Source organism: Shinella kummerowiae (genome assembly GCF_009827055.1).
In the GTDB taxonomy this organism is placed as follows: Bacteria; Pseudomonadota; Alphaproteobacteria; order Rhizobiales; family Rhizobiaceae; genus Shinella; species Shinella kummerowiae.
The window spans coordinates 110,795-130,893 of sequence record NZ_WUMK01000006.1 but is presented as its reverse complement, the minus strand read 5'-3'; the positions used below and the strand labels follow the sequence as shown (position 1 = coordinate 130,893).

The 20,099-nt window shown below is 62.3% G+C and carries 22 protein-coding genes; 13 read left to right on the top strand and 9 right to left on the bottom strand.

What is annotated here, in order from left to right; all coding sequences use genetic code 11:
* Window positions 1–108: 108 nt before the first annotated feature.
* A complete protein-coding gene (gene speB, locus GR138_RS16725; RefSeq protein ID WP_160860394.1) occupies window positions 109–1,062 on the bottom strand; it encodes an agmatinase in 954 nt (317 codons plus the stop codon).
* 122 nt (window positions 1,063–1,184) lie between these two features.
* Window positions 1,185–1,664, bottom strand: a complete 480-nt coding sequence (locus GR138_RS16720) for an Lrp/AsnC family transcriptional regulator (RefSeq protein WP_160860705.1) — start codon at window positions 1,662–1,664, stop codon at window positions 1,185–1,187.
* 85 nt (window positions 1,665–1,749) lie between these two features.
* Between GR138_RS16720 and GR138_RS16715 the strand changes: the two genes are divergently transcribed.
* Window positions 1,750–2,709, top strand: coding sequence for a DMT family transporter (locus GR138_RS16715; RefSeq protein ID WP_160860393.1), 960 nt, complete (start codon window positions 1,750–1,752; stop codon window positions 2,707–2,709).
* Window positions 2,710–2,729: 20 nt separating this feature from the next.
* Here GR138_RS16715 and rpsI read toward each other — a convergent pair whose 3' ends face one another.
* From rpsI to GR138_RS16700, 3 genes are all read right to left on the bottom strand, one after another.
* Window positions 2,730–3,206 carry a 30S ribosomal protein S9 gene (rpsI, locus tag GR138_RS16710; protein WP_160860392.1) on the bottom strand — a complete coding sequence of 159 codons (477 nt, stop codon included), beginning with the start codon at window positions 3,204–3,206 and terminating at the stop codon, window positions 2,730–2,732.
* Between the two features lie 2 nt (window positions 3,207–3,208).
* Window positions 3,209–3,673: a 50S ribosomal protein L13 gene (gene rplM / locus GR138_RS16705; RefSeq protein ID WP_160860391.1), complete on the bottom strand. Its 465-nt coding sequence runs from the start codon at window positions 3,671–3,673 to the stop codon at window positions 3,209–3,211.
* A 229-nt stretch (window positions 3,674–3,902) separates the two neighbouring features.
* A complete protein-coding gene (locus tag GR138_RS16700; RefSeq protein ID WP_160860390.1) occupies window positions 3,903–4,334 on the bottom strand; it encodes a PaaI family thioesterase in 432 nt (143 codons plus the stop codon).
* A gap of 141 nt (window positions 4,335–4,475) precedes the next feature.
* On the opposite strand from GR138_RS16700, the gene GR138_RS16695 reads away from it, so the two are divergent.
* From GR138_RS16695 to GR138_RS16685, 3 genes are read left to right on the top strand one after another with little or no spacing between them, the layout of a single operon-like run.
* Complete coding sequence (locus tag GR138_RS16695) at window positions 4,476–5,297, top strand: enoyl-CoA hydratase (RefSeq protein ID WP_160860389.1); 822 nt, start codon at window positions 4,476–4,478, stop codon at window positions 5,295–5,297.
* Between the two features lie 45 nt (window positions 5,298–5,342).
* A complete protein-coding gene (locus GR138_RS16690; RefSeq protein WP_160860388.1) occupies window positions 5,343–5,621 on the top strand; it encodes a type II toxin-antitoxin system RelE/ParE family toxin in 279 nt (92 codons plus the stop codon).
* Window positions 5,622–5,633: 12 nt separating this feature from the next.
* A complete protein-coding gene (locus tag GR138_RS16685) occupies window positions 5,634–5,921 on the top strand; it encodes a HigA family addiction module antitoxin (protein WP_160860387.1) in 288 nt (95 codons plus the stop codon).
* Between the two features lie 3 nt (window positions 5,922–5,924).
* Here the strand turns inward: GR138_RS16685 and GR138_RS16680 are convergent, their stop codons facing one another.
* Window positions 5,925–6,761 (bottom strand): EamA family transporter, encoded by an 837-nt coding sequence (locus GR138_RS16680; protein WP_160860386.1) that lies wholly within the window; start codon window positions 6,759–6,761, stop codon window positions 5,925–5,927.
* A gap of 247 nt (window positions 6,762–7,008) precedes the next feature.
* On the opposite strand from GR138_RS16680, the gene GR138_RS16675 reads away from it, so the two are divergent.
* The 4 genes from GR138_RS16675 (at window position 7,009) to GR138_RS16660 (ending at window position 9,744) form a co-directional block, all read left to right on the top strand.
* Window positions 7,009–7,446: a CoA-binding protein gene (locus GR138_RS16675; protein ID WP_160860385.1), complete on the top strand. Its 438-nt coding sequence runs from the start codon at window positions 7,009–7,011 to the stop codon at window positions 7,444–7,446.
* 65 nt (window positions 7,447–7,511) lie between these two features.
* Window positions 7,512–7,940 carry a CoA-binding protein gene (locus GR138_RS16670; RefSeq protein ID WP_160860384.1) on the top strand — a complete coding sequence of 143 codons (429 nt, stop codon included), beginning with the start codon at window positions 7,512–7,514 and terminating at the stop codon, window positions 7,938–7,940.
* Between the two features lie 116 nt (window positions 7,941–8,056).
* Window positions 8,057–9,340 (top strand): O-acetylhomoserine aminocarboxypropyltransferase, encoded by a 1,284-nt coding sequence (locus tag GR138_RS16665; RefSeq protein WP_160860383.1) that lies wholly within the window; start codon window positions 8,057–8,059, stop codon window positions 9,338–9,340.
* A 59-nt stretch (window positions 9,341–9,399) separates the two neighbouring features.
* Window positions 9,400–9,744, top strand: a complete 345-nt coding sequence (locus tag GR138_RS16660; RefSeq protein WP_160860382.1) for a cupin domain-containing protein — start codon at window positions 9,400–9,402, stop codon at window positions 9,742–9,744.
* Here the strand turns inward: GR138_RS16660 and GR138_RS16655 are convergent.
* The gene (locus tag GR138_RS16655) at window positions 9,741–10,220 is read right to left on the bottom strand and encodes a MarR family winged helix-turn-helix transcriptional regulator (protein ID WP_160860381.1); all 480 of its coding nucleotides are present in this window, start codon (window positions 10,218–10,220) and stop codon (window positions 9,741–9,743) included. The two genes, GR138_RS16660 and GR138_RS16655, sit on opposite strands and share 4 nt — an antisense overlap.
* Before the next feature lie 111 nt (window positions 10,221–10,331).
* On the opposite strand from GR138_RS16655, the gene GR138_RS16650 reads away from it, so the two are divergent.
* Window positions 10,332–11,132, top strand: a complete 801-nt coding sequence (locus GR138_RS16650; RefSeq protein WP_160860380.1) for an SDR family NAD(P)-dependent oxidoreductase — start codon at window positions 10,332–10,334, stop codon at window positions 11,130–11,132.
* 3 nt (window positions 11,133–11,135) lie between these two features.
* Here the strand turns inward: GR138_RS16650 and GR138_RS16645 are convergent, their stop codons facing one another.
* The gene (locus tag GR138_RS16645) at window positions 11,136–12,386 is read right to left on the bottom strand and encodes a cytochrome P450 (RefSeq protein WP_160860379.1); all 1,251 of its coding nucleotides are present in this window, start codon (window positions 12,384–12,386) and stop codon (window positions 11,136–11,138) included.
* 64 nt (window positions 12,387–12,450) lie between these two features.
* Window positions 12,451–14,205 carry a gamma-glutamyltransferase gene (gene ggt / locus GR138_RS16640; protein WP_160860378.1) on the bottom strand — a complete coding sequence of 585 codons (1,755 nt, stop codon included), beginning with the start codon at window positions 14,203–14,205 and terminating at the stop codon, window positions 12,451–12,453.
* A gap of 273 nt (window positions 14,206–14,478) precedes the next feature.
* Here ggt and clpP point away from each other — a divergent pair, with 273 nt between their 5' ends.
* The 4 genes from clpP (at window position 14,479) to lon (ending at window position 19,906) form a co-directional block, all read left to right on the top strand.
* Window positions 14,479–15,111: an ATP-dependent Clp endopeptidase proteolytic subunit ClpP gene (clpP, locus tag GR138_RS16635; RefSeq protein WP_160860377.1), complete on the top strand. Its 633-nt coding sequence runs from the start codon at window positions 14,479–14,481 to the stop codon at window positions 15,109–15,111.
* A 45-nt stretch (window positions 15,112–15,156) separates the two neighbouring features.
* Window positions 15,157–15,522: an MmcQ/YjbR family DNA-binding protein gene (locus GR138_RS16630; RefSeq protein WP_160860376.1), complete on the top strand. Its 366-nt coding sequence runs from the start codon at window positions 15,157–15,159 to the stop codon at window positions 15,520–15,522.
* A 265-nt stretch (window positions 15,523–15,787) separates the two neighbouring features.
* Window positions 15,788–17,065, top strand: coding sequence for an ATP-dependent Clp protease ATP-binding subunit ClpX (clpX, locus tag GR138_RS16625; RefSeq protein ID WP_160860375.1), 1,278 nt, complete (start codon window positions 15,788–15,790; stop codon window positions 17,063–17,065).
* Between the two features lie 417 nt (window positions 17,066–17,482).
* Window positions 17,483–19,906 carry an endopeptidase La gene (gene lon, locus GR138_RS16620; protein ID WP_160860374.1) on the top strand — a complete coding sequence of 808 codons (2,424 nt, stop codon included), beginning with the start codon at window positions 17,483–17,485 and terminating at the stop codon, window positions 19,904–19,906.
* Window positions 19,907–20,099: the final 193 nt, after the last annotated feature.

Genomic DNA, 20,099 nt, shown 5'->3' with positions numbered 1-20,099 from the left:
TTCAAGCATTCCAGCAAAACTGTGCGACGGTTTTGCGTCTGGACGTGCGAAAAAGAGATTTCGCGGCCCGATATAGACGCTTGAACCGTCGCATTCAATGCCGCGTCGTCAGCGCCGCTCCGCCAGTGTCTCGGCGTGAAGGCCCAGCATGTACATGGCGATGTTGGAGGCGGCGATGGCGGTGATGTCGGCGTGGTCGTAAGCGGGGGCCACCTCGACGACGTCGGAGCCGACGATGTTGAGCGCGCCGAGCTTGCGCAGGACCGAAAGGATGCGGGCGCTCGAGGGGCCGCCGGAGACCGGCGTGCCGGTGCCGGGTGCAAAGGCAGGGTCGAGGCAGTCGATATCGAAGGTGAGATAGGTCGCCCTGTCGCCGACATGGTGGACGATCGCGTCGGCAATGTCGGCGGCGCTCATCTCTTCGACGTCGTAGCCATAGAGGATGCGGATGCCGCAATCTTCCGGCGCGTGGGTGCGGATGCCGATCTGGATCGACGTCTCGGCATCGATCAGGCCCTCGCGCACGGCGGTGCCGACGAAGGAGCCGTGGTCGATGCGGCCTTTTTCGTCCGCCCAGGTGTCCTGGTGGGCATCGAACTGGACGAGCGAGAGGGGGCCGTATTTTTCCGCATGCGCGCGCAACAGCGGCAGCGTGATGAAATGGTCGCCGCCGAGCGTCAGCATATAGGCGCCGGATTTCAGGATCTTCTTCGCCTCGCGCTCGATCGTCGCCGGCGTCTTCTGGTGATTGCCGTAGTCGAGCAGGCAATCGCCGTAATCGATCACGGCCATGTCTTCGAAAAGGTCGCGCTCGAAGGGGTACTGCGGGTCGTTGTCCATGATCGCCGAGGCACGACGGATCGCCTGCGGTCCGAATCGCGTGCCGGGGCGGTTTGAGGTCGCGGCATCGAAGGGAATGCCCCAGACGACCGCGTCGACATCCTTCAAGATCTTCGTGTAGCGCCGGCGCATGAAGGACAGAATGCCCGCATGGGTGGGGTCCGAGGCGGCGCTCTTCAGCGTCTTGGCGGTGATGGCATGATCGATCGTCTTGTTGGCCACGATGAGGCTCCCGGTTTCTGACATCCCTCTGGAAAGGTTGCTCTGTTTCAGCAAAATGCCGGCGCGACGGCAAGCCCCGCTGCTGAAAAGAAAGAGGGCGCCGGTGTTAAGGACGCCTCTTCCTAGAGGGGCGGCAGGCGCCTTGCGACCGATGTTCCCTTGATGACGGCGGTGCTGGTGACGGCATGGTCGGAAAGCGCCTCGAGGACATCGTCCATTTCCTCGATCGAATGCACGACGAGGCGGGCGAGAAAGGGGTCGTCCCCGGTGATCTTGTCGCATTCGATGAATTGCGGGGTGTCCTGGATCAGCCGCTCCACCACATGCAACTTGCCCGGTAACGGCCGGATGCGCACCAAAGCCCGTATCTGATAACCGAGGGCGCGCGCATCCACGTCGAGCGTGAAGGCGCGGATGACGCCGCCAGCTTCCAGCCGCCGCACACGCTCCGATACGGCTGGCGCAGACATGCCGACGAGACGCGCGAGTTCACTCATCGACAGACGCGAATCCGCATCGAGCACCGCCAATATGCGGGAATCGACGGCGTCGATTGTCGAGTTTTCATTTTGAAGGTGATGGGGGCGTTTGGGGCCAGACATGGTGGCAATATAGCCGTTCCACCTCTGCTTATCCATGGAAATCAGCCATCTCACCCCTCATGATCGTGCATTCCAGGAGGGACCCATGCTGATTGGTATTCTAGCCGGCCTTGCAACATGCGCGTTGTGGGGGCTGACATTCATTGCCCCGCGCATCGTCGATCCGTTTTCCACTTGGGACCTGACCGTCGCGCGATACGGGATATTCGGTCTGGTGTCCGTGCTGCTCATGCTGCATCCGCGCTTTCGCCCCCGCGGTCTTAGCGTCCGCCTTTGGCTGATCGGGCTGCTTCTCGGTGGCGCCGGTTATGTCGGATATTTTGTCGCGGTTGCCTTCGCGGTCAGGCTGGCGGGCGCCGCTGTTCCGCCGCTCGTCATCGGTACCATGCCGGTGCTGCTGGCGTTGATCGCCAACTGGCGGGACCGGTCCGTCCCGTGGCGCACGCTCGCCCCGCCGCTCGTGCTGATCACCGCCGGCGTGGCGATCGTCAACCTCTCGGTCATCGAGGCAGCCGGTCCGGAAGGGCGGGGATCCTTGCTGCTCGGCGTCCTGGCTGCAACGGCCGGGCTTGCGATCTGGATCGTCTACGGTCTTGCCAATGCTGCGGTGATGCACGCGCCGGATGCGCCGGACGGCGTGCACTGGACGGGGGTGCAGGGCATCGGGGCGGCGATCGGCAGCATGGCGCTCCTGCCGCTGACCTCCTTTTCGGCACAGGCTGTCGCCGGGGCTGAAATGGCCAATTTTCTAGGCTGGGCGCTGGTCATGGGTGTCGCGGGCTCATGGATCGCGACGTTCTGCTGGGTGGTCGCATCCGGCCGATTGCCGCTTGCACTCGCCGCGCAGCTCATCGTGGCGGAAACCGTATTCGGCCTTGCCTACGGCTTTCTGTTCGAAGCGCGGTGGCCGCAGGCGGCCGAATGGATCGGAGCGGTTCTGCAACTCGTCGGCGTGGCGGCAGCTGTTGCCCTCTTCAGCACGCCACAAGCCGAAAAAGCCGAGCCTGAAAACGAAAAGGCCGGGGCGAACCCCGGCCTTTCCTGAAGAACAAGTCTTCCGAGCGATTAACGCTTGGAGAACTGGAACGAACGGCGTGCCTTTGCACGGCCGTACTTCTTGCGTTCGACGACGCGCGAATCGCGGGTCAGGAAGCCGCCCTTCTTGAGGACCGAGCGCAGGCCCGGCTCGAAGTAGGTCAGTGCCTTGGAGATGCCGTGACGAACGGCACCGGCCTGGCCGGACAGACCGCCGCCAGCGACGGTGGCGTCGATGTCGAACTGGCCATCACGGGCAGCCGCGATGATCGGCTGCTGCAGGATCATCTGCAGAACCGGACGGGCGAAGTAAGCTTCGAACGACTTGCCGTTGACGGTGATCTTGCCGGAACCCGGCTTGACCCACACGCGGGCAACGGCGTCCTTGCGCTTGCCGGTGGCGTAGGAACGGCCCTGGGCGTCAACCTTCTTGACGTGAACCGGGGCGGAGGCAGCGGGAGCTGCGGCAGCGACGCCGAGGTCCTTGAGCGAGGAGAGGTCGGCCATTATCAGGCGCTCCTTGTGTTCTTGCTGTTCAGCTTGGCGACGTCGAGGGTGACGGGCTGCTGGGCTTCATGCGGGTGGTTGGCGCCGGCGTAGACGCGCAGGTTCTTCATCTGGCGACGGCCGAGCGGGCCGCGCGGAACCATGCGCTCAACAGCCTTCTCGAGAACGCGCTCCGGGAAGCGGCCTTCGATGATCTGGCGAGCCGTACGCTCCTTGATGCCACCCGGGTAACCGGTGTGCCAGTAGTACGTCTTGTCGGAGTACTTCTTGCCGGTGAAGACGACCTTGTCGGCGTTGATAACGATGATGTTGTCACCGTCGTCGACGTGGGGCGTGAAGGTTGCCTTGTGCTTGCCGCGCAGGCGGTTTGCAATGAGGGTAGCGAGGCGACCGACAACGAGGCCTTCGGCGTCGATGAGGATCCACTGCTTCTCTACCTCGGCGGGCTTCTGTACGAAGGTTGCCATGGGAGTAACTCTTTCTTTAGGGTCCCGAAGCCTTGCGGCCCTGGGCGCTTCTTGTTGCTTGGTTTGGCCCCTTGCGGATACCAAAAATCGAACGCGGCCCCTGAGGACCGCGATCTGGAGCGGCTTATAAGCGAGAGCCGATTGGGCGTCAAGGGATGCCGCTTGGTTGGTGCTAAAGATAGATTAGCAAAAACAATGCGTTACGAAAGTGGTATTTTAATACCACATATTATCGCGGCGGAATTGAATAGGTCGCGGTGGCGTGGGCCACCAGATTGCCGCCGTCTTCATCGAAAATAGACGCGTCTATCACCGCCAGCCGCTTGCCGAGCTTCAGAAGCCGGCACGTGCAGGAGAGGGGGCCAGGCTTCGGCTTGCGCAGGAAATTGATATTGAGATTGGTGGTGACGGCCAGCGCCACCGGGCCGATATGGGCGAGTACCACGCAATAGGCCGCCACATCGGCAAGCGCGAACAGCGTGGGGCCGGAAACCGTGCCGCCGGGACGCAGGTGGCGCTCGTTTGGAACAAGCTGCATGACGACCATGCCGGGGCTGACCATCGTGACGTCGAAGACCTTGCCGTCGGTGTGAGTTTGCGGAAAATCGGTTTCAAGGAAGCGATTGAGCGCTTGCGCGTCCATGATCGGTTTCAGGTCCATAATATCTCATCTCCTGTCGCCAGCGTTTACAGACCGATTTGGCGGCGGCGGCAAGCCCCCTCAAAGTCTATGCTGCCTGGCTTGAAACCGCCTGTGGCCAAGCGTAGGACCGTGGGACGAAAGCAATGAAGGAGGCCGGTCATGGCGGATGTGGTGTCGTTCAGGAAAGAGGAGCCGGCGGGGCTGTTGCGGGTCGAACGCTACGAGCCGATCCTGCGGATAACGCTCAACAACCCGCCCGCCAACGCCCTCTCCATTGCCGTCATGGAGGCGCTGGCTGATGCGCTGGACGCCGTGGCCGCCGACGAGGCCATTCGCATCGTCGTGCTTGCCTCGACGGGAAAGGTCTTTTCCGCCGGCCACGACCTCAAGGAGATGACCGCACGCCGCAGCGACGCGGATGGCGGCCGCGCCTTCTTCGAGAAAACCATGCGCATGGCGGCGGACCTCATGCTGAAAATCGCCGCACTGCCGCAGCCCGTCGTGGCGGAGATCGACGGCCTTGCGACCGCGGCCGGCTGCCAGCTCGTCGCCAGCTGCGACCTCGCCATCTGCACCGATACCTCGACCTTTTGCACGCCGGGCGTCAATATCGGCCTGTTCTGCTCGACGCCGATGGTTGCCGTCACCCGCGCCGCCCATCCCAAGCAGGCGATGGAGATGCTGCTCACCGGCGAGACCATCGACGCCTCGACCGCGAAGGATTTCGGCCTCGTCAATCGTATCGTGCCGCAGCAATATCTCCGCCAGGTCGTCGACAAATACGCCGCCGTCATCGCCTCGAAGTCGCCGCAGGCGTTGCGCATCGGCAAGGCCGCGATGCGCGCCCAGGCCGGTCTGCCGCTGGCGGATGCCTACGACGTCGCCGTCGCCACCATGGTGGACAACATGTTCGCCGACGACGCGCAGGAGGGCATCGGCGCCTTTCTCGACAAGCGCATGCCGGAGTGGAAAAAGCCGTGAGGTTTTCCGCTGGATGTACTCCGGGAAGCGGAGTATGCTCACCCGATGATCAAGTCCATTGCGGATACGGCAACGCGACAGTTCTTGGAAACGGGAAAATCCAGATTTTCCGGACTTGACGCCGCCAAGGCGATGGCGCGTCTGAATGTTCTCAATGCGGCACGAAGTCTGGATGACATTTCGCCGCTGCGTTCGATCGGCCTTCACAAATTGAGCGGCAACCGCAAAGGCCAATGGGCAATGACGATCAACGGCCCGTGGCGCCTCTGTTTTCTGTTCGAGAACGGCGATGCCTACGACGTCGAGATCGTCGACTATCATTGAAGGAGAAGACGGATGTTTGAAGTTCATCCCGGTTCGATCTTGAAGGAAGAACTGGAGGCGCGGCAAATGAGTGGCAATGCGCTTGCGCTTGCGCTGCGGATCAATTCCGGGCGAGTGTCGGAAGTCCTGAATGGAAAACGTGGAATTTCAGCGGACACCGCACTTCGTTTGGGGCGCTACTTCGGAAACGATCCGCAATTCTGGCTTGGATTGCAGGGTGCTTACGATCTAGCGGTTGCCCAGCGCGAAAGCGGTGAAAAGATCATACGTGAGGTCCTGCCTGCGCAGACCGCGGCGTGACGCTCACGCCAGCTTCAGCACCAGCACGCCCGCCGCAATCACCGCACCGGCGATGTAGCGCCAGATGCTGGCCTTCTCCTTGAGAATGAAGACCGAGATGAGGAGGGCGAAGAGGATGGCGGTTTCGCGCAGCGCCGCGACGGTCGCGACGGGCGCCTTTGTCATCGCCCAGAGCGCGAGGCCATAGGAGGCGATGGAACCGGCGCCGCCGAACAGGCCACGTGCCCAGTTGTGACGGACATGGTTCCAGACCGGGCGGCTGCCGCGCCGAAGGATTGCCCAGCCGAAAAGCAGGACGGGCGGCAGCAGTGACATCCACAGCGTATAGGACACGGCGTTGCCGGAGACGCGCGCGCCCGCGCCGTCCACGAAGGTATAGGTGGCGATGACGGCGGCGTTCGCCAGCGCGTAGACGATGGCGCGCCGGCTGCCGTGCCGGGATTCGAAGGCCAGCGTCAGCACGCCGGCGGAGATGACCAGGACGCCGGCCATCGCGGTGGGCGTGAGATGTTCACCAAGAATGAAACCGCTCGTGGTGGCGACCAGCAACGGTGCGGCACCGCGCATCAGCGGATAGACGAGACCGATGTCGCCGGCCCGATAGGCCGCGGCGACGAGCTGGAAATAGGCGAACTGGAGGACGGCCGACGTCAGGATGAACGGCCAGGAATCCGGATGGGGCAGGGGCACGAAGGCAAGGAAGGCGAGGCCCACCATGCCGCCGCCAAGCGAGACCATCGCGGCATCGAGCGACTTGTCTGTGCCGGATTTGACGAGCGCATTCCAGGTCGCATGCAAGGCCGCGCCGAACAGCACGAGAAAGAGAACGTCTAGCGGCAATCTGGAACCTCGAGGGGGAAGGCACGGGCGGAGGAAGCGCCCTTCATCTGCCCAAAGGCTGGGTTTTGCAATCGGGATTTCCAGCAAATTTCGTGATGTGCGCGGCAAATTCCGTGATGACTGATCCGAAACGGAACAGGTTCTCCGGGGCAGCACGTTCAAACACGGTCGTCTTCTTTAAGATTTTGCGCTAGAATGCGACTTGCAGACGAGTGAGAGACGGTCGCGAACGCCGGAGGAGGCAGCGATGAACCACGATCACTATGCCGACAGCTACATCCGCCACATCCTGAAATCGGTTCACACGATCGCCATGCTCGGCGCATCGCCGAACGACGGGCGACCGAGCCACGGCGTGATGGGGTTCCTGCTCGGCAAGGGCTACCACGTCATTCCGGTCAATCCGGGCCATGCCGGCAAAACCATCCTCGGCCAGACCGTCTATGCCCATCTCGCCGATATCCCCGAACCGATCGACATGGTCGATGTTTTCCGGGCTGCGAACCAGCTGGATGCGGTGGTCGACGAGGTTCTCGCCCTTCGCCCCCTGCCGTCCGTGCTCTGGGGCCAGTTCACCGTGCGTGACGATGCCGCTGCCGCCCGCGCGGAAGCCGCCGGCCTTCAGGTCGTCATGGATCGCTGCCCGGTGACGGAATATCCGGTCTTGATGCTCAAGGCATCCTGACGGCCGTCAAACATTGACTTCAAGTTGCGTTGCCCCAATTCTCCCCGGAGAAACGGGAAAGCACCATGAACCACGATTCCTATCCGGACTACTATATCGCCGACATCCTGCGTTCTACGAAGGTCATCGCTCTCGTCGGCGCATCGCCGAACCCGGAGCGGCCCAGCCATCGCGTCATGGCTTTCCTGCTGCGCAAGGGTTACCGCGTCATTCCGGTCAATCCCGGCCAGGCCGGCAAGGAAATCCTCGGCCAGCCCGTCGTCGCCCGCCTTGCCGATATCGTCGAGCCGATCGACATGATCGACGTTTTCCGTGCGGCCGACGCCCTGCCGTCGGTCGTCGAGGAGGCGCTGGCGCTCAACCCGCTGCCAAAGGCGATATGGGGACAGCTCTCGGTGCGCCACGATGCGGCCGCCGCAACGGCGGAAGCGGCCGGCGTCAAGGTGGTGATGGATCGCTGCCCGGCCATCGAGTATCCGCGCCTCGTCGCGTGAGATTTTTCCGGTGCGCAAGGCGGATTGTCGCTGCCTTGGTTTTCCAGAAAATCTTTCTTTGACCGGCTCTTACCGCTCTGAAATAGTGCCTCGACTTTAGCCAGGGAGGCCATTTCATGACGAAGAACAAACCCGGATTTTCCACGCTCGCCATCCATGCCGGCGCGCAGCCGGACCCGACGACCGGCGCGCGCGCCACGCCGATCTATCAGACCACCAGCTTCGTTTTCAACGATACGGATCATGCCGCCTCGCTGTTCGGCCTGCAGGCCTTCGGCAATATCTATACGCGCATCATGAACCCGACGCAGGCCGTGCTCGAAGAGCGGGTCGCGGCGCTGGAAGGCGGCACGGCAGCACTTGCCGTCGCCTCCGGCCATGCCGCGCAGCTTCTCGTCTTCCACACGATCATGCGCCCGGGCGACAATTTCATCTCGGCCCGCCAGCTCTATGGCGGCTCGATCAACCAGTTCGGTAATGCCTTCAAGAGCTTCGACTGGCAGGTGCGCTGGGCCGATACCGGCGATCTTTCGTCCTTCGAAAGCCAGATCGACGACAAGACCAAGGCGATCTTCATCGAGAGCCTGGCCAATCCTGGCGGCACCTTCGTCGATATCGCCGGCATTGCTGACGTCGCGCACCGCCATGGCCTGCCGCTCATCGTCGACAACACGATGGCGACGCCCTATCTCGTGCGTCCGCTGGAGCACGGTGCCGATATCGTCGTGCATTCGCTGACGAAGTTCATGGGCGGTCATGGCAACTCCATGGGCGGCGTCATCGTCGATGGCGGCACATTCGATTGGACGGCGTCCGGCAAATACCCGGCACTGTCCGAGCCTCGGCCGGAATATGCCGGCATGGTGCTGCATGCGACCTTCGGCAATTTCGCCTTCGCCATCGCCTGCCGCGTCCTTGGCCTGCGCGATTTCGGCCCTGCCATCTCGCCCTTCAATGCCTTCCAGATCTTGACCGGTATCGAGACGCTGCCGCTCAGGATGCAGCGCCATTGCGACAATGCGCTCGCCGTCGCCAAGTGGCTCAAGGCGCATGACAAGATCTCCTGGGTCACCTATGCCGGCCTCGAAGACGACCCGAACCATGCCCAGCAGCAGCGCTATTCGCCGAAGGGGGCGGGCGCCGTCTTCACCTTTGGTCTGAAGGGCGGGTACGAAACGGGCAAGCGCTTCGTCGAAGGCCTGGAAATGCTGTCGCACCTGGCGAATATCGGCGACACGCGCTCGCTGGTCATCCATCCGGCCTCCACAACCCATCGCCAGCTCACCGAAGCGCAGCAGGTGGCGGCCGGTGCCGGCCCGGATGTCGTGCGGCTGTCGATCGGCATCGAAGACGTCGCCGATATCATCGCCGATATCGAACAGGCGCTGGCCAAGGCCTGATCCTTTCGGGGCGGCCTATCGCGGCCGCCCGTTTTTCCTTTTGATGGAGCAGACGCAGCATGAGCAAGGCGCAACCTTTCGACGTCGCCGGCATCGAACCCGAAGTGGGCAAGCCGGCCGCAGACCGGCTGATTTCCGGTGATCCGGTCTTTACCAGCTGGAACATCGAGGAGGCCGAGGGCGGCATCTATTCCGGCATCTGGCAATCGACGCCCGGCAAATGGCGCATCCAGTACGACGAGTGGGAGTATTTCCACATCCTCGAAGGCCACTCGATCGTCACTTCCGACGAGGGCGAGGTCTTTGTCCTCAAGGCCGGCGACCGCCTGATCCTGAGACCCGGCTTCAAGGGAAGCTGGGAAGTCGTTGAAACGACTCGCAAGGATTACGTTATTCGTCTTTAAGCCCCGGGTTTCGGTTTCGTCGCCCGAAAGGCTTTTGCAAAATCGGGCGATGAAATGAATCCGAGCAGGCTGCGCATTTCGGCCGAGCGTTCGGCACCGAATACCGTATCGAACCGGCCCTGCGCCTCGCGCCAGAGCGCCAGCGCCTCTTCCTGCTTCCTGACGCCGAGCGCCGTCAGCCGTGCCCGCCGGACACGTCTGTCGGTGTCGTCCGGAATGAGTTCGACCAACCCGTCGCGGGTCAGCGGCTTCAGCGTGTGGCCGAGCGCCGACAGGTCCATTACCAGCGCTTCTGCCAATGGTTTCAAAGGTGTACCGTTCGTGCCGTAAAAGGCGATCTGCGACAGCAGGGAAAACTGCGTGCCCTTGAGGCCGCTTGGCGCGATGACATCGTCATAAAGTTGGCCAAGCTGCCGCGCGGCGCGGCGGATCGCGCTGTTCGCGCAGTGTTGCCAGACGCCGTCGGTTTCGCTCATCTCTCACCTCGCTTTCAGTCTTCGATAAAAATCATGCGCGCCACTTGCAAGACGAAAAGGGTCTTGCCCATATAGTGGCATATACCACTAAATTCAAATCGGAGACCTGACATGACCCGCACTGCAAACCTTGGAACCGCCCTCGTCACCGGCGCATCGGCCGGCATCGGCGCCACCTATGCCGATCGGCTTGCCCGCCGCGGCTATGATCTCGTGCTCGTCGCCCGCGACGAAGCACGACTTTCGGCACTCGCGGGTAAACTGCAGGAGCAATACGGCATCGCCGTCGCCGTCATGCGCGCCGATCTCTCGGCATCCGCCGATGTCCGCATCGTTGAAAAGCGCATCCGCGAGGACGCTGCGATCACCCTGCTCGTCAACAATGCGGGTATCGGCCCGAAAGGGGCGCTGCTGGCCGACGACATCGACTATCTCGACACGATGATCGCACTCAACGTGACGGCGGCAAACCGTCTTGCCGTGGCGGCTGCGCAGGCCTTTGCTGCGCGTGGCAAGGGCACGATCGTCAACATCGCCTCGGCGGTCGCCATCGTCCCGGAGCTGTTCAACGGAGCCTATAGCGGTACGAAAGCCTTCGTGCTCGCCTTTACCCAGTCCCTTGCCCGTGAACTGGACGGCACCGGCGTACGCCTCCAGGCCGTGTTGCCGGGCCTGACGCGCACCGAAATCTTTGACCGGGCAGGGGGCTCGATCGACAACCTCGACCAGAACCATGTCATGGATGTCAACGATCTCGTCGATGCTGCCTTGGCGGGGCTCGATCAGGGGGAACTCGTCACCATTCCTTCGCTGCCAGAAAAAGCCGACTGGGAAAAGCTGGAAGCCACGCGGTTTTCTCTTGGCCCCAACATTTCCCGCAACAAGCCGGCCGTGCGCTACACAGCCGCCTGAGCCTCACCAGGTCAGGTCGAGCGCCTCGAGCCCGTGGAAATGGTAGACATCCTTTACCACGGGCTTTTTCGCGATCTTCAGCCCCGGCAGGCGCTGGAAGAGGATCGGCAGGGCGATGTTGAGCTCCAGCCGGGCGAGCGGCGCGCCGATGCAGAAATGGATGCCGGCACCGAAGGAGAGGTTGGCGCCTTCGTTACGATCCGGCTTGAAAGCGAGAGGATCGGAAAACTTCTTCGGATCGAGATTGGCGGCGGCGAGGATCATCGCCACCTTGTCGCCGCGCCGGAACTGGATGCCATCGAGTTCGACGTCCTCCAGCGCAAAACGATCGAAGATATGCACCGGCGCGGAAATGCGCAGGCATTCCTCCACGGTGCGTTCTGTCGCTTTTTCGTCGGCAAAGAGCAAAGCCGGATCGGCCTTGTTTTCGAGGATGGTGCGAACGGCGTTGCCGATCTGGTGCACCGTCGCCTCGTGTCCGGCATTGAGCAGCACGATGGTCGTCGAGATCAGTTCATCCTCGGTGAGGAGCTGGCCGCGGTGCTCGGTGTGCACCATGTGCGAGAGCAGGTCGTCGCGCGGTTCTGCCCGGCGTTTGGCGATCACGCTGCGCACATAATCGGAAAATTCCTGCGCCGCCTTGTCGGCGTTCAGTTCGTCCTCTTTCGTGCGGCCGAACATGTACATGCGTACATAGGCATGCGACCATTTTAGCAGTTGCGGCCCCATCTCGTCCGGAATGCCGATCATACGGGCGATCATCGTCACCGGCAGGATATCGGCGAAGGCGGACAGCAGCTCCACCTGACCGTCCTTCTCGAACCGGTCGATCGCCTGGTGGCAGAGCTCGGTGATTTCCGGCGTCAGCCGGTCGATCATGCGCGAGACGAAGGCGCGATTGACGAGGGTGCGCAGCCGCGTGTGCTCCGGCGGCTCCAGCTCCAGCAGCGACCACGCCTCCGCCGCGTCGAAATGCGCAAGATGCGCCTGCGGCTCGGGCATGCCGAGTTCCTCGCGCGTCGCAACATGCAGAATCTGCCGGCCGAAGCGGCGGTCGCGCAGCAGGCCGTTCACATGGTCATACCCCGTGAAATACCACATCTTCTGCTCTTCCCACCAGAAGGTGGGACAGTGCGCGTGCAGCGCCGCATAGACCGGGTTCGGGTCGCGGTAGAAATCGGGATTGCGGCCGTCGAGAGAGACGCGGCGGCTGGCGGCATCGATGGAAAGGAAGGGGAAATCTGTCGTCGTCATGGAGATGACCTAGCGGATTTCGCCGCGCCATGAAAGCGCGGCGGTCTCATGCTCAACAGCCGTGTCATTTCCCGACGGCGACACCCTCTCGCCGCGGATCGGCAGCGCCCTTCAGGCCGTCCGCGGAAAGCGCGATGGCATGCAGGCCCGAATTCATCTCGCCCATCTTCACCTCGTAGCCGAGGGCCTTCAGCGGCTCTGCGAGCTTTTCGGCGCCGGTACCGGCTTCGAGATCGTAGGGTCCGAAACGGTTGATGAGGTGTGGCATGGCGACGATCTCGCCGACATCCATGCCCCAGTCGATATGGGCGATCAGCGCTTGCGCGACATAGCCGATGATCTGGCTGCCGCCGGGTGAGCCAATGGCGAGCAGCGGCTTGCCATCCTTCATCACGATCGTCGGCGACATGGAGGAGCGCGGGCGCTTTCCCGGCTCGACGCGGTTGGCGACGGGCATGCCGTCGTCGTGGGTCTTGAAGGAGAAGTCGGTCAGTTCGTTGTTGAGCAGGAAGCCGCCGGTCATCAGCCGTGAGCCAAAACCGTTTTCGATCGTCGTGGTCATCGAGACGACATTGCCGTCTTTATCGACAATGACGAAATGGCTGGTGGAGGGCAGTTCGATCGCCGCGCCGCGGCCGAAGTTGAAGGCGTGGTCCCATTCCGGTTTGCCTGATGTCACCGCGTCGTTGCCGAGTGCCTTGTCGCCGTCGAGCAGTTTGGCCCGCTCGCCGAGATAGGTCTTATCGAGGAGCCCCTTGACCGGGATGGGCACGAAATCCGTGTCGGCAAGGTAGCGTTCACGGTCGGCGAAGGCCAGGCGCTGGGCGTCGCCGATCAGTCGCCAGCTTTCCGGATTGTCCTTGCCGAGCGCCTTCAGGTCGAAATTCTCCAGCATGCCGAGCATCTGGCCGATGGCGACCGCACCGGAGGAGGGCGGCCCCATGCCGCAGACCTCGAGTGCGCGATAATCGATGCAGACCGGGCGCCGCTCCTCGACGCGGTAATTGGCGAGGTCGGCGAGCGAGAGCACGCCGGCATTCTTGCCGGACATGCGCACCGTATCGACGATCGCATCGGCAATCGGTCCGGTATAGAACGCCGGCGCGCCGCCCGCCGCGATTGTCGACAGCGTCTCGGCATAAGCGGGGTTCTTGAGAAGGGTGCCGGCTTTCAACGGCGCGCCGTCGGCGCCGAAGAAATAGGTGCTCGTCGCCTCGAAGGCCTTCAGCTTGTCGCCTTCCGTGGCGATCAGCGTGGCAAGGCGCGGCGAGACGGCAAAGCCGTCGCGGGCGAGGGTTTCCGCCGGTGCGAAGAGACTTTTCCAGTCCTTGCGGCCCCAGCGGTTGTGCGCCTCCTGCATCAGCATGACGGTGCCGGGCGTGCCGACCGAGCGCCCGCCGACGACGGCGTCGAAGAATTTGAGGGGCTGGCCCGTCTCATCCAGGAAGAGTTTCGGTGTCGCCTCCATCGGAGCGGTCTCGCGGCCGTCCAGCGTGGTGATGCGTTTCGTGCCGGCGTCGTAGTAGACGAGGAACGCACCGCCGCCGAGGCCGGAGGATTGCGGCTCGACGAGGCCGAGCACGGTCTGGACGGCAATCATGGCGTCGATCGCGCTGCCGCCGTCGGCAAGGATCTTTTCGCCGGCCGCCGCCGCGAGCGGATGGGCGGCCGCCACCATATGCGTCTTCGCCGTCACCACCTTGGCGACGGCGAGGCCGGTGGCGCGCTCGGGTGCGACGGTGTCCGAGGCCTGTTGGGCCGAAGCGCCCGTCGCGGTCAGGAAAACAAGCCCGAGGGCTGCGAGAGTTCGTTTCGTCATGGCTGCCTCCGATGGGGGAGATATAGTGTGAGCATTCGAAAACGGCAGATAGGGGGGAGGGTGGAATTCACGCTTTCTTTACCCTGCCGACGGCTCGGTTGTGGAAATCATCGCTCCCCGTCGCGCCGGTTAACCGCATTCTGGCATAGAGCGCTGCAAAACGCGCCCCCGTCTTGAAGTCCGCTACCCTGACACTCTATGTAGGGAAGATGAAACTTGCTGATTCCCAACGCTTGGCGAAGGGGTTCAGGGCCACACCGATGAAGGATTGATATGAGAAATCCCGTAGATACCGCCATGGCTCTGGTGCCGATGGTCGTCGAGCAGACCAACCGCGGCGAGCGTTCCTACGACATTTATTCGCGTCTCCTCAAGGAACGTATCATCTTCCTGACGGGTCCCGTCGAAGATCACATCGCGACACTCGTCTGCGCGCAGCTTCTTTTCCTCGAGGCCGAAAACCCGAAGAAGGAAATCGCGCTTTACATCAACTCGCCGGGCGGCGTCGTGACGTCGGGCATGGCGATCTACGACACGATGCAGTTCATCAAGCCGGCCGTGTCGACGCTGTGCATCGGCCAGGCCGCATCGATGGGCTCTCTGCTGCTCGCCGCGGGCCACAAGGACATGCGCTTCGCCACGCCGAACGCCCGCATCATGGTGCACCAGCCCTCCGGCGGTTTCCAGGGTCAGGCATCGGACATCGAGCGCCATGCCCGCGACATCCTCAAAATGAAGCGCAAGCTGAACGAGGTTTACGTCAAGCATTGCGGCCGCACCTATGAGGAAGTCGAGCAGACGCTCGACCGTGACCACTTCATGAGCGCGGACGAGGCGAAGGACTGGGGTCTGGTGGACCGCGTCATCACGAGTCGCGAGGCGATCGAGGGCGTGGAAGGGGCGTAAGCATCGCGGTTCGATGCTACGCAACGGTTCACGCCACGGGATGCCATGACGCTCGACGAATACAACGCCTTCTGCGCTTCGCTCCCTGCCACGTCGCATGTCGTGCAATGGGGCGGGGCGCATGTCTGGAAGGTCGGCGACAAGGTTTTCGCCGTCGCCGGATGGAACGAGGGCGAGCTGCTCGGGGTCACCTTCAAGGTGTCCGAGCTGGCGTTCGATATTCTGCGCGAGCAGCCGGGATGCCGCCCGGCACCCTATCTCGCCTCGCGTGGCATGAAGTGGATTCAGCGGCAAACGGGCGAATCAGTGGACGACGCGGCCTTGTGTGACTATTTAAGAGAAAGTCACGGTTTGGTTGCGGCCAAGTTGACGCGCAAGGCGCGCGCTGATCTTGGCTTAAAGCGCGAATGAACGCAATCGTGTGATTTGTAATGATCGCGGGGCTTTATCAGCGCCATAAAGCCGGTAATATTGGCCGTTAATGCTATGTTGATTTGTGACAGCCTAGCATTTGGTGTTTAAGCGGGGAATGCGTTGCGACCGGTTGACGGGCCTGATCCCGGTCCGGTCAGTGCCCCTGGAGCCTTTGAAGGGCGCGCAAGCGCCACCTGTAAGGGCGGTTTGAGTGGTCCGGCCATCTTCCGGGAGATGAGCGGCGTGCTGGAAGGAAAGTGATATGAGCAAGGTCAGCGGCAGCAACGGCGGCGACTCCAAGAATACCCTGTATTGCTCTTTCTGCGGAAAGAGCCAGCACGAAGTCCGCAAACTCATCGCCGGACCGACCGTGTTCATCTGCGATGAATGCGTCGAATTGTGCATGGACATCATCCGCGAAGAGAACAAGACCTCGATGGTCAAGTCCCGCGACGGCGTTCCCACGCCCCAGGACATCATCAAAGTCCTCGACGAATATGTCATCGGCCAGCAGCAGGCGAAGCGCATCCTGTCGGTCGCGGTGCACAACCACTACAAGCGCCTGGCGCATTCCGCCAAGGGTTCGGATGTGGAACTGGCAAAGTCGAACATCATGTTGGTCGGCCCGACCGGCTGCGGCAAGACCTATCTTGCCCAGACCCTCGCCCGCATCATCGACGTGCCCTTCACCATGGCCGACGCCACGACGCTGACCGAAGCCGGTTACGTCGGCGAAGATGTCGAAAACATCATCCTGAAGCTGCTGCAGGCGGCCGACTACAATGTCGAGCGTGCGCAGCGCGGCATCGTCTATATCGACGAAGTCGACAAGATCTCGCGCAAGTCCGACAACCCGTCCATCACCCGTGACGTATCGGGCGAGGGCGTGCAGCAGGCGCTGCTGAAGATCATGGAAGGCACGGTTGCCTCGGTTCCGCCGCAGGGTGGCCGCAAGCATCCGCAGCAGGAATTCCTGCAGGTCGACACGACGAACATCCTGTTCATCTGCGGCGGCGCCTTCGCCGGCCTCGACAAGATCATCTCGGCGCGCGGCGAAAAGACCTCGATCGGCTTCGGCGCACAGGTTCGTTCGCCGGAAGATCGCCGCGTCGGCGAAGTGCTGCGCGAACTGGAGCCGGAAGATCTGGTGAAGTTCGGCCTCATCCCGGAATTCATCGGCCGTCTGCCGGTTCTGGCGACGCTCGAGGACCTCGACGAGGACGCGCTGATCCAGATCCTGTCCGAGCCGAAGAACGCGCTGATCAAGCAGTACCAGCGCCTGTTCGAGATGGAAGACGTGGAACTGACCTTCCACGAGGACGCGCTGCGCGAAATCGCCAAGCGTGCCATCATCCGCAAGACCGGCGCGCGCGGCCTGCGCTCGATCATGGAGAAAATCCTGCTCGACACGATGTTCGAGCTTCCGACGCTCGAAGGCGTTCGCGAAGTCGTCATTTCGGATGAAGTGGTCAAGGGCTCTGCCCGTCCGCTTTACATCTATTCGGAGCGTTCCGGCGAGAAGGCCAACGTCTCGGCCTGATCGTGCCGCACCTATCGCTTCAGGAAGGACCCGCCCCGGCGGGTCTTTTCGTTTGCAGTCAACTCACGACCTTTCGTGACTGGCCGCTGGCGGGCGGGCAGGGCATGATGCCGATCCTGCCATGTATGTAAGACGTTGCGAAACGACGCGTGACGGGCGAAGATGGAAGACTTCGATTCTGTTTTGCGTATGCTCCGGCGGCATGCCGGGGGAAGGCCGCAAGTTCCGCAACAGCGCGGAAGACTACACTTCCTTCCGTTGGTTCGTCTGGCCCGACACGGGGTGGGGCACTCCGTTGCCGGGCTTGAAAAAGTGTTAACCGCACGCCACTTGTGGATGGAAAAGATCGCCGGCCCGTTACGCTTTTAGCGCCGACAGGACCGGTTCCCGGAAACGGGACGTTTGAAAGGAAATGACATGACCAAAAAGACGTCTGCGCCGCACGATTCCACGGCCTTCCCGGTCCTGCCCCTGCGCGACATCGTGGTGTTCCCGCACATGATCGTTCCGCTGTTCGTTGGCCGCGAGAAGTCGATCCGCGCGCTCGAGGAAGTCATGGGCACCGACAAGCAGATCATGCTTGCAACCCAGATCAACGCTTCCGACGACGACCCGGAAACCGACGCCATCTATCGTATCGGCACCGTCGCCAATGTTCTCCAGCTGCTGAAGCTGCCCGACGGCACCGTCAAGGTGCTGGTCGAAGGCCGCGCGCGTGCCGAGATCGACGGCTACACCGAACGCGAGGAGTTCTACGAGGCGCTGGCACATGTGCTGGTCGAGCCTGAAGAGGACCCGGTCGAGATCGAGGCGCTGTCGCGCTCCGTCGTCTCCGAGTTCGAGAACTATGTGAAGCTCAACAAGAAGATTTCGCCGGAAGTCGTCGGTGCCGCAAGCCAGATCGAGGACTACTCGAAGCTCGCCGATACCGTCGCCTCGCACCTGTCCATCAAGATCGTCGAGAAGCAGGAAATGCTCGAGACGACGAGCGTCAAGCTGCGGCTTGAAAAGGCGCTCGGCTTCATGGAAGGCGAAATCTCGGTTCTGCAGGTCGAGAAGCGCATCCGCTCGCGCGTCAAGCGCCAGATGGAAAAGACCCAGCGCGAATACTACCTGAACGAACAGATGAAGGCGATCCAGAAGGAACTCGGCGACGGCGAGGACGGCCGCGACGAGATGGCCGAACTGGAAGAGAAGATTGCCAAGGCCAAGCTCTCCAAGGAGGCCCGCGAGAAGGCGGATGCCGAGATGAAGAAGCTGCGCCAGATGAGCCCGATGTCGGCGGAAGCCACCGTCGTGCGCAACTATCTCGACTGGCTGACCGGCATTCCGTGGGGCAAGAAGTCGAAGATCAAGACCGACCTCAACGCTGCGGAAAAGATTCTCGACGAGGACCATTTCGGCCTCGACAAGGTCAAGGAGCGCATCGTCGAATATCTCGCCGTGCAGGCGCGCTCGACCAAGATCAAGGGGCCGATCCTGTGCCTCGTCGGTCCTCCGGGCGTCGGCAAGACCTCGCTCGCCAAGTCGATCGCCAAGGCGACCGGCCGCGAATATATCCGCATGGCGCTCGGCGGCGTGCGCGATGAGGCCGAGATCCGCGGTCACCGCCGCACCTATATCGGCTCGATGCCCGGCAAGGTCATCCAGTCGATGAAGAAGGCGAAGAAGTCCAACCCGCTCTTCCTGCTCGACGAAATCGACAAGATGGGCATGGATTTCCGCGGCGATCCGTCGTCGGCCCTGCTCGAGGTGCTCGATCCGGAACAGAACTCGACCTTCATGGATCACTACCTGGAAGTCGAATACGACCTGTCCAACGTCATGTTCGTGACGACGGCAAACACGCTGAACATTCCGGCGCCCCTGATGGACCGCATGGAATTGATCCGCATTGCCGGCTACACGGAAGAGGAAAAACTGGAAATCGCCAAGCGGCACCTGCTGCCGAAGGCGATCCGCGACCACGCGCTGCAGCCGAAGGAGTTTTCGGTCACCGATGGCGCGCTGATGGCGGTCGTCCAGCAGTACACCCGCGAGGCGGGCGTGCGTAACCTCGAGCGTGAATTGATGAAGGTCGCCCGCAAGGCGGTCACCGAGATCATCAAGGGCAAGTCGAAGAAGGTCGAGGTCACGGCGGAGAACATCCACGACTTCCTCGGCGTTCCGCGCTACCGCCACGGCGAAGCCGAGGGCGAGGATCAGGTCGGTGTCGTCACCGGTCTTGCCTGGACGGAAGTCGGCGGCGTGCTGCTGACGATCGAAGGCGTCAGCCTGCCGGGTGGCAAGGGCCGCATGACGGTGACCGGCAACCTGAAGGACGTGATGAAGGAATCGATTTCCGCGGCGGCCTCCTATGTCCGCTCGCGCGCCGTCGATTTCGGCATCGAACCGCCGCGCTTCGACAAGACGGACATCCACGTCCACCTTCCCGAAGGTGCGACGCCGAAGGACGGCCCGTCGGCTGGTATCGCCATGGCGACCGCCATCGTCTCCATCATGACCGGCATCCCGGTCTCGAAGGATGTGGCGATGACCGGTGAAGTGACGCTGCGCGGCCGGGTGCTGCCGATCGGCGGCCTGAAGGAAAAGCTGCTTGCAGCGCTTCGCGGCGGCATCAAGAAGGTGCTGATCCCGGAAGAAAACGCCAAGGACCTGGCGGACATTCCGGACAACGTGAAGAACAGCATGGAGATCGTCCCCGTCTCGCGCATGGGCGAGGTCATCAAGCACGCGCTCGTGCGCAGGCCCGAGCCGATCGAGTGGGACGGAACCGCCGAAGCGGCCAAGGTTCCGGCGGTCGAATCGACCGAAGATGCCAACGGCGCGATCGCGCATTGAGCCTTAATGCCGGCTAAACAACTCGGCGTTTTGGAGTGAAACTGGAAAAGACCGGCCGTCGTGCCGGTCTTTTTCGTTGAAAAACGTGTGTAAACCCCGGATTCTCAGGGGATTGCGACGAAATTTTCTTGCGGGGCGAAAGCCGATGCGTATTCTGCCCCCGACTTGTATGAGTCGTTTCAAACCGTAAGAA

Bases quoted from the DNA above. Each gene is read 5' to 3' on its own strand.
- GR138_RS16720 (WP_160860705.1), bottom strand. From the start codon at position 1,664: ATGTCTGGCCCCAAACGCCCCCATCACCTTCAAAATGAAAACTCGACA.
- GR138_RS16715 (WP_160860393.1), top strand. From the start codon at position 1,750: ATGCTGATTGGTATTCTAGCCGGCCTTGCAACATGCGCGTTGTGGGGG.
- rpsI (WP_160860392.1), bottom strand. From the start codon at position 3,206: ATGGCCGACCTCTCCTCGCTCAAGGACCTCGGCGTCGCTGCCGCAGCT.
- rplM (WP_160860391.1), bottom strand. From the start codon at position 3,673: ATGGCAACCTTCGTACAGAAGCCCGCCGAGGTAGAGAAGCAGTGGATC.
- GR138_RS16700 (WP_160860390.1), bottom strand. From the start codon at position 4,334: ATGGACCTGAAACCGATCATGGACGCGCAAGCGCTCAATCGCTTCCTT.
- GR138_RS16695 (WP_160860389.1), top strand. From the start codon at position 4,476: ATGGCGGATGTGGTGTCGTTCAGGAAAGAGGAGCCGGCGGGGCTGTTG.
- GR138_RS16690 (WP_160860388.1), top strand. From the start codon at position 5,343: ATGATCAAGTCCATTGCGGATACGGCAACGCGACAGTTCTTGGAAACG.
- GR138_RS16685 (WP_160860387.1), top strand. From the start codon at position 5,634: ATGTTTGAAGTTCATCCCGGTTCGATCTTGAAGGAAGAACTGGAGGCG.
- GR138_RS16675 (WP_160860385.1), top strand. From the start codon at position 7,009: ATGAACCACGATCACTATGCCGACAGCTACATCCGCCACATCCTGAAA.
- GR138_RS16670 (WP_160860384.1), top strand. From the start codon at position 7,512: ATGAACCACGATTCCTATCCGGACTACTATATCGCCGACATCCTGCGT.
- GR138_RS16665 (WP_160860383.1), top strand. From the start codon at position 8,057: ATGACGAAGAACAAACCCGGATTTTCCACGCTCGCCATCCATGCCGGC.
- GR138_RS16660 (WP_160860382.1), top strand. From the start codon at position 9,400: ATGAGCAAGGCGCAACCTTTCGACGTCGCCGGCATCGAACCCGAAGTG.
- GR138_RS16655 (WP_160860381.1), bottom strand. From the start codon at position 10,220: ATGAGCGAAACCGACGGCGTCTGGCAACACTGCGCGAACAGCGCGATC.
- GR138_RS16650 (WP_160860380.1), top strand. From the start codon at position 10,332: ATGACCCGCACTGCAAACCTTGGAACCGCCCTCGTCACCGGCGCATCG.
- GR138_RS16645 (WP_160860379.1), bottom strand. From the start codon at position 12,386: ATGACGACGACAGATTTCCCCTTCCTTTCCATCGATGCCGCCAGCCGC.
- ggt (WP_160860378.1), bottom strand. From the start codon at position 14,205: ATGACGAAACGAACTCTCGCAGCCCTCGGGCTTGTTTTCCTGACCGCG.
- clpP (WP_160860377.1), top strand. From the start codon at position 14,479: ATGAGAAATCCCGTAGATACCGCCATGGCTCTGGTGCCGATGGTCGTC.
- GR138_RS16630 (WP_160860376.1), top strand. From the start codon at position 15,157: ATGACGCTCGACGAATACAACGCCTTCTGCGCTTCGCTCCCTGCCACG.
- clpX (WP_160860375.1), top strand. From the start codon at position 15,788: ATGAGCAAGGTCAGCGGCAGCAACGGCGGCGACTCCAAGAATACCCTG.
- lon (WP_160860374.1), top strand. From the start codon at position 17,483: ATGACCAAAAAGACGTCTGCGCCGCACGATTCCACGGCCTTCCCGGTC.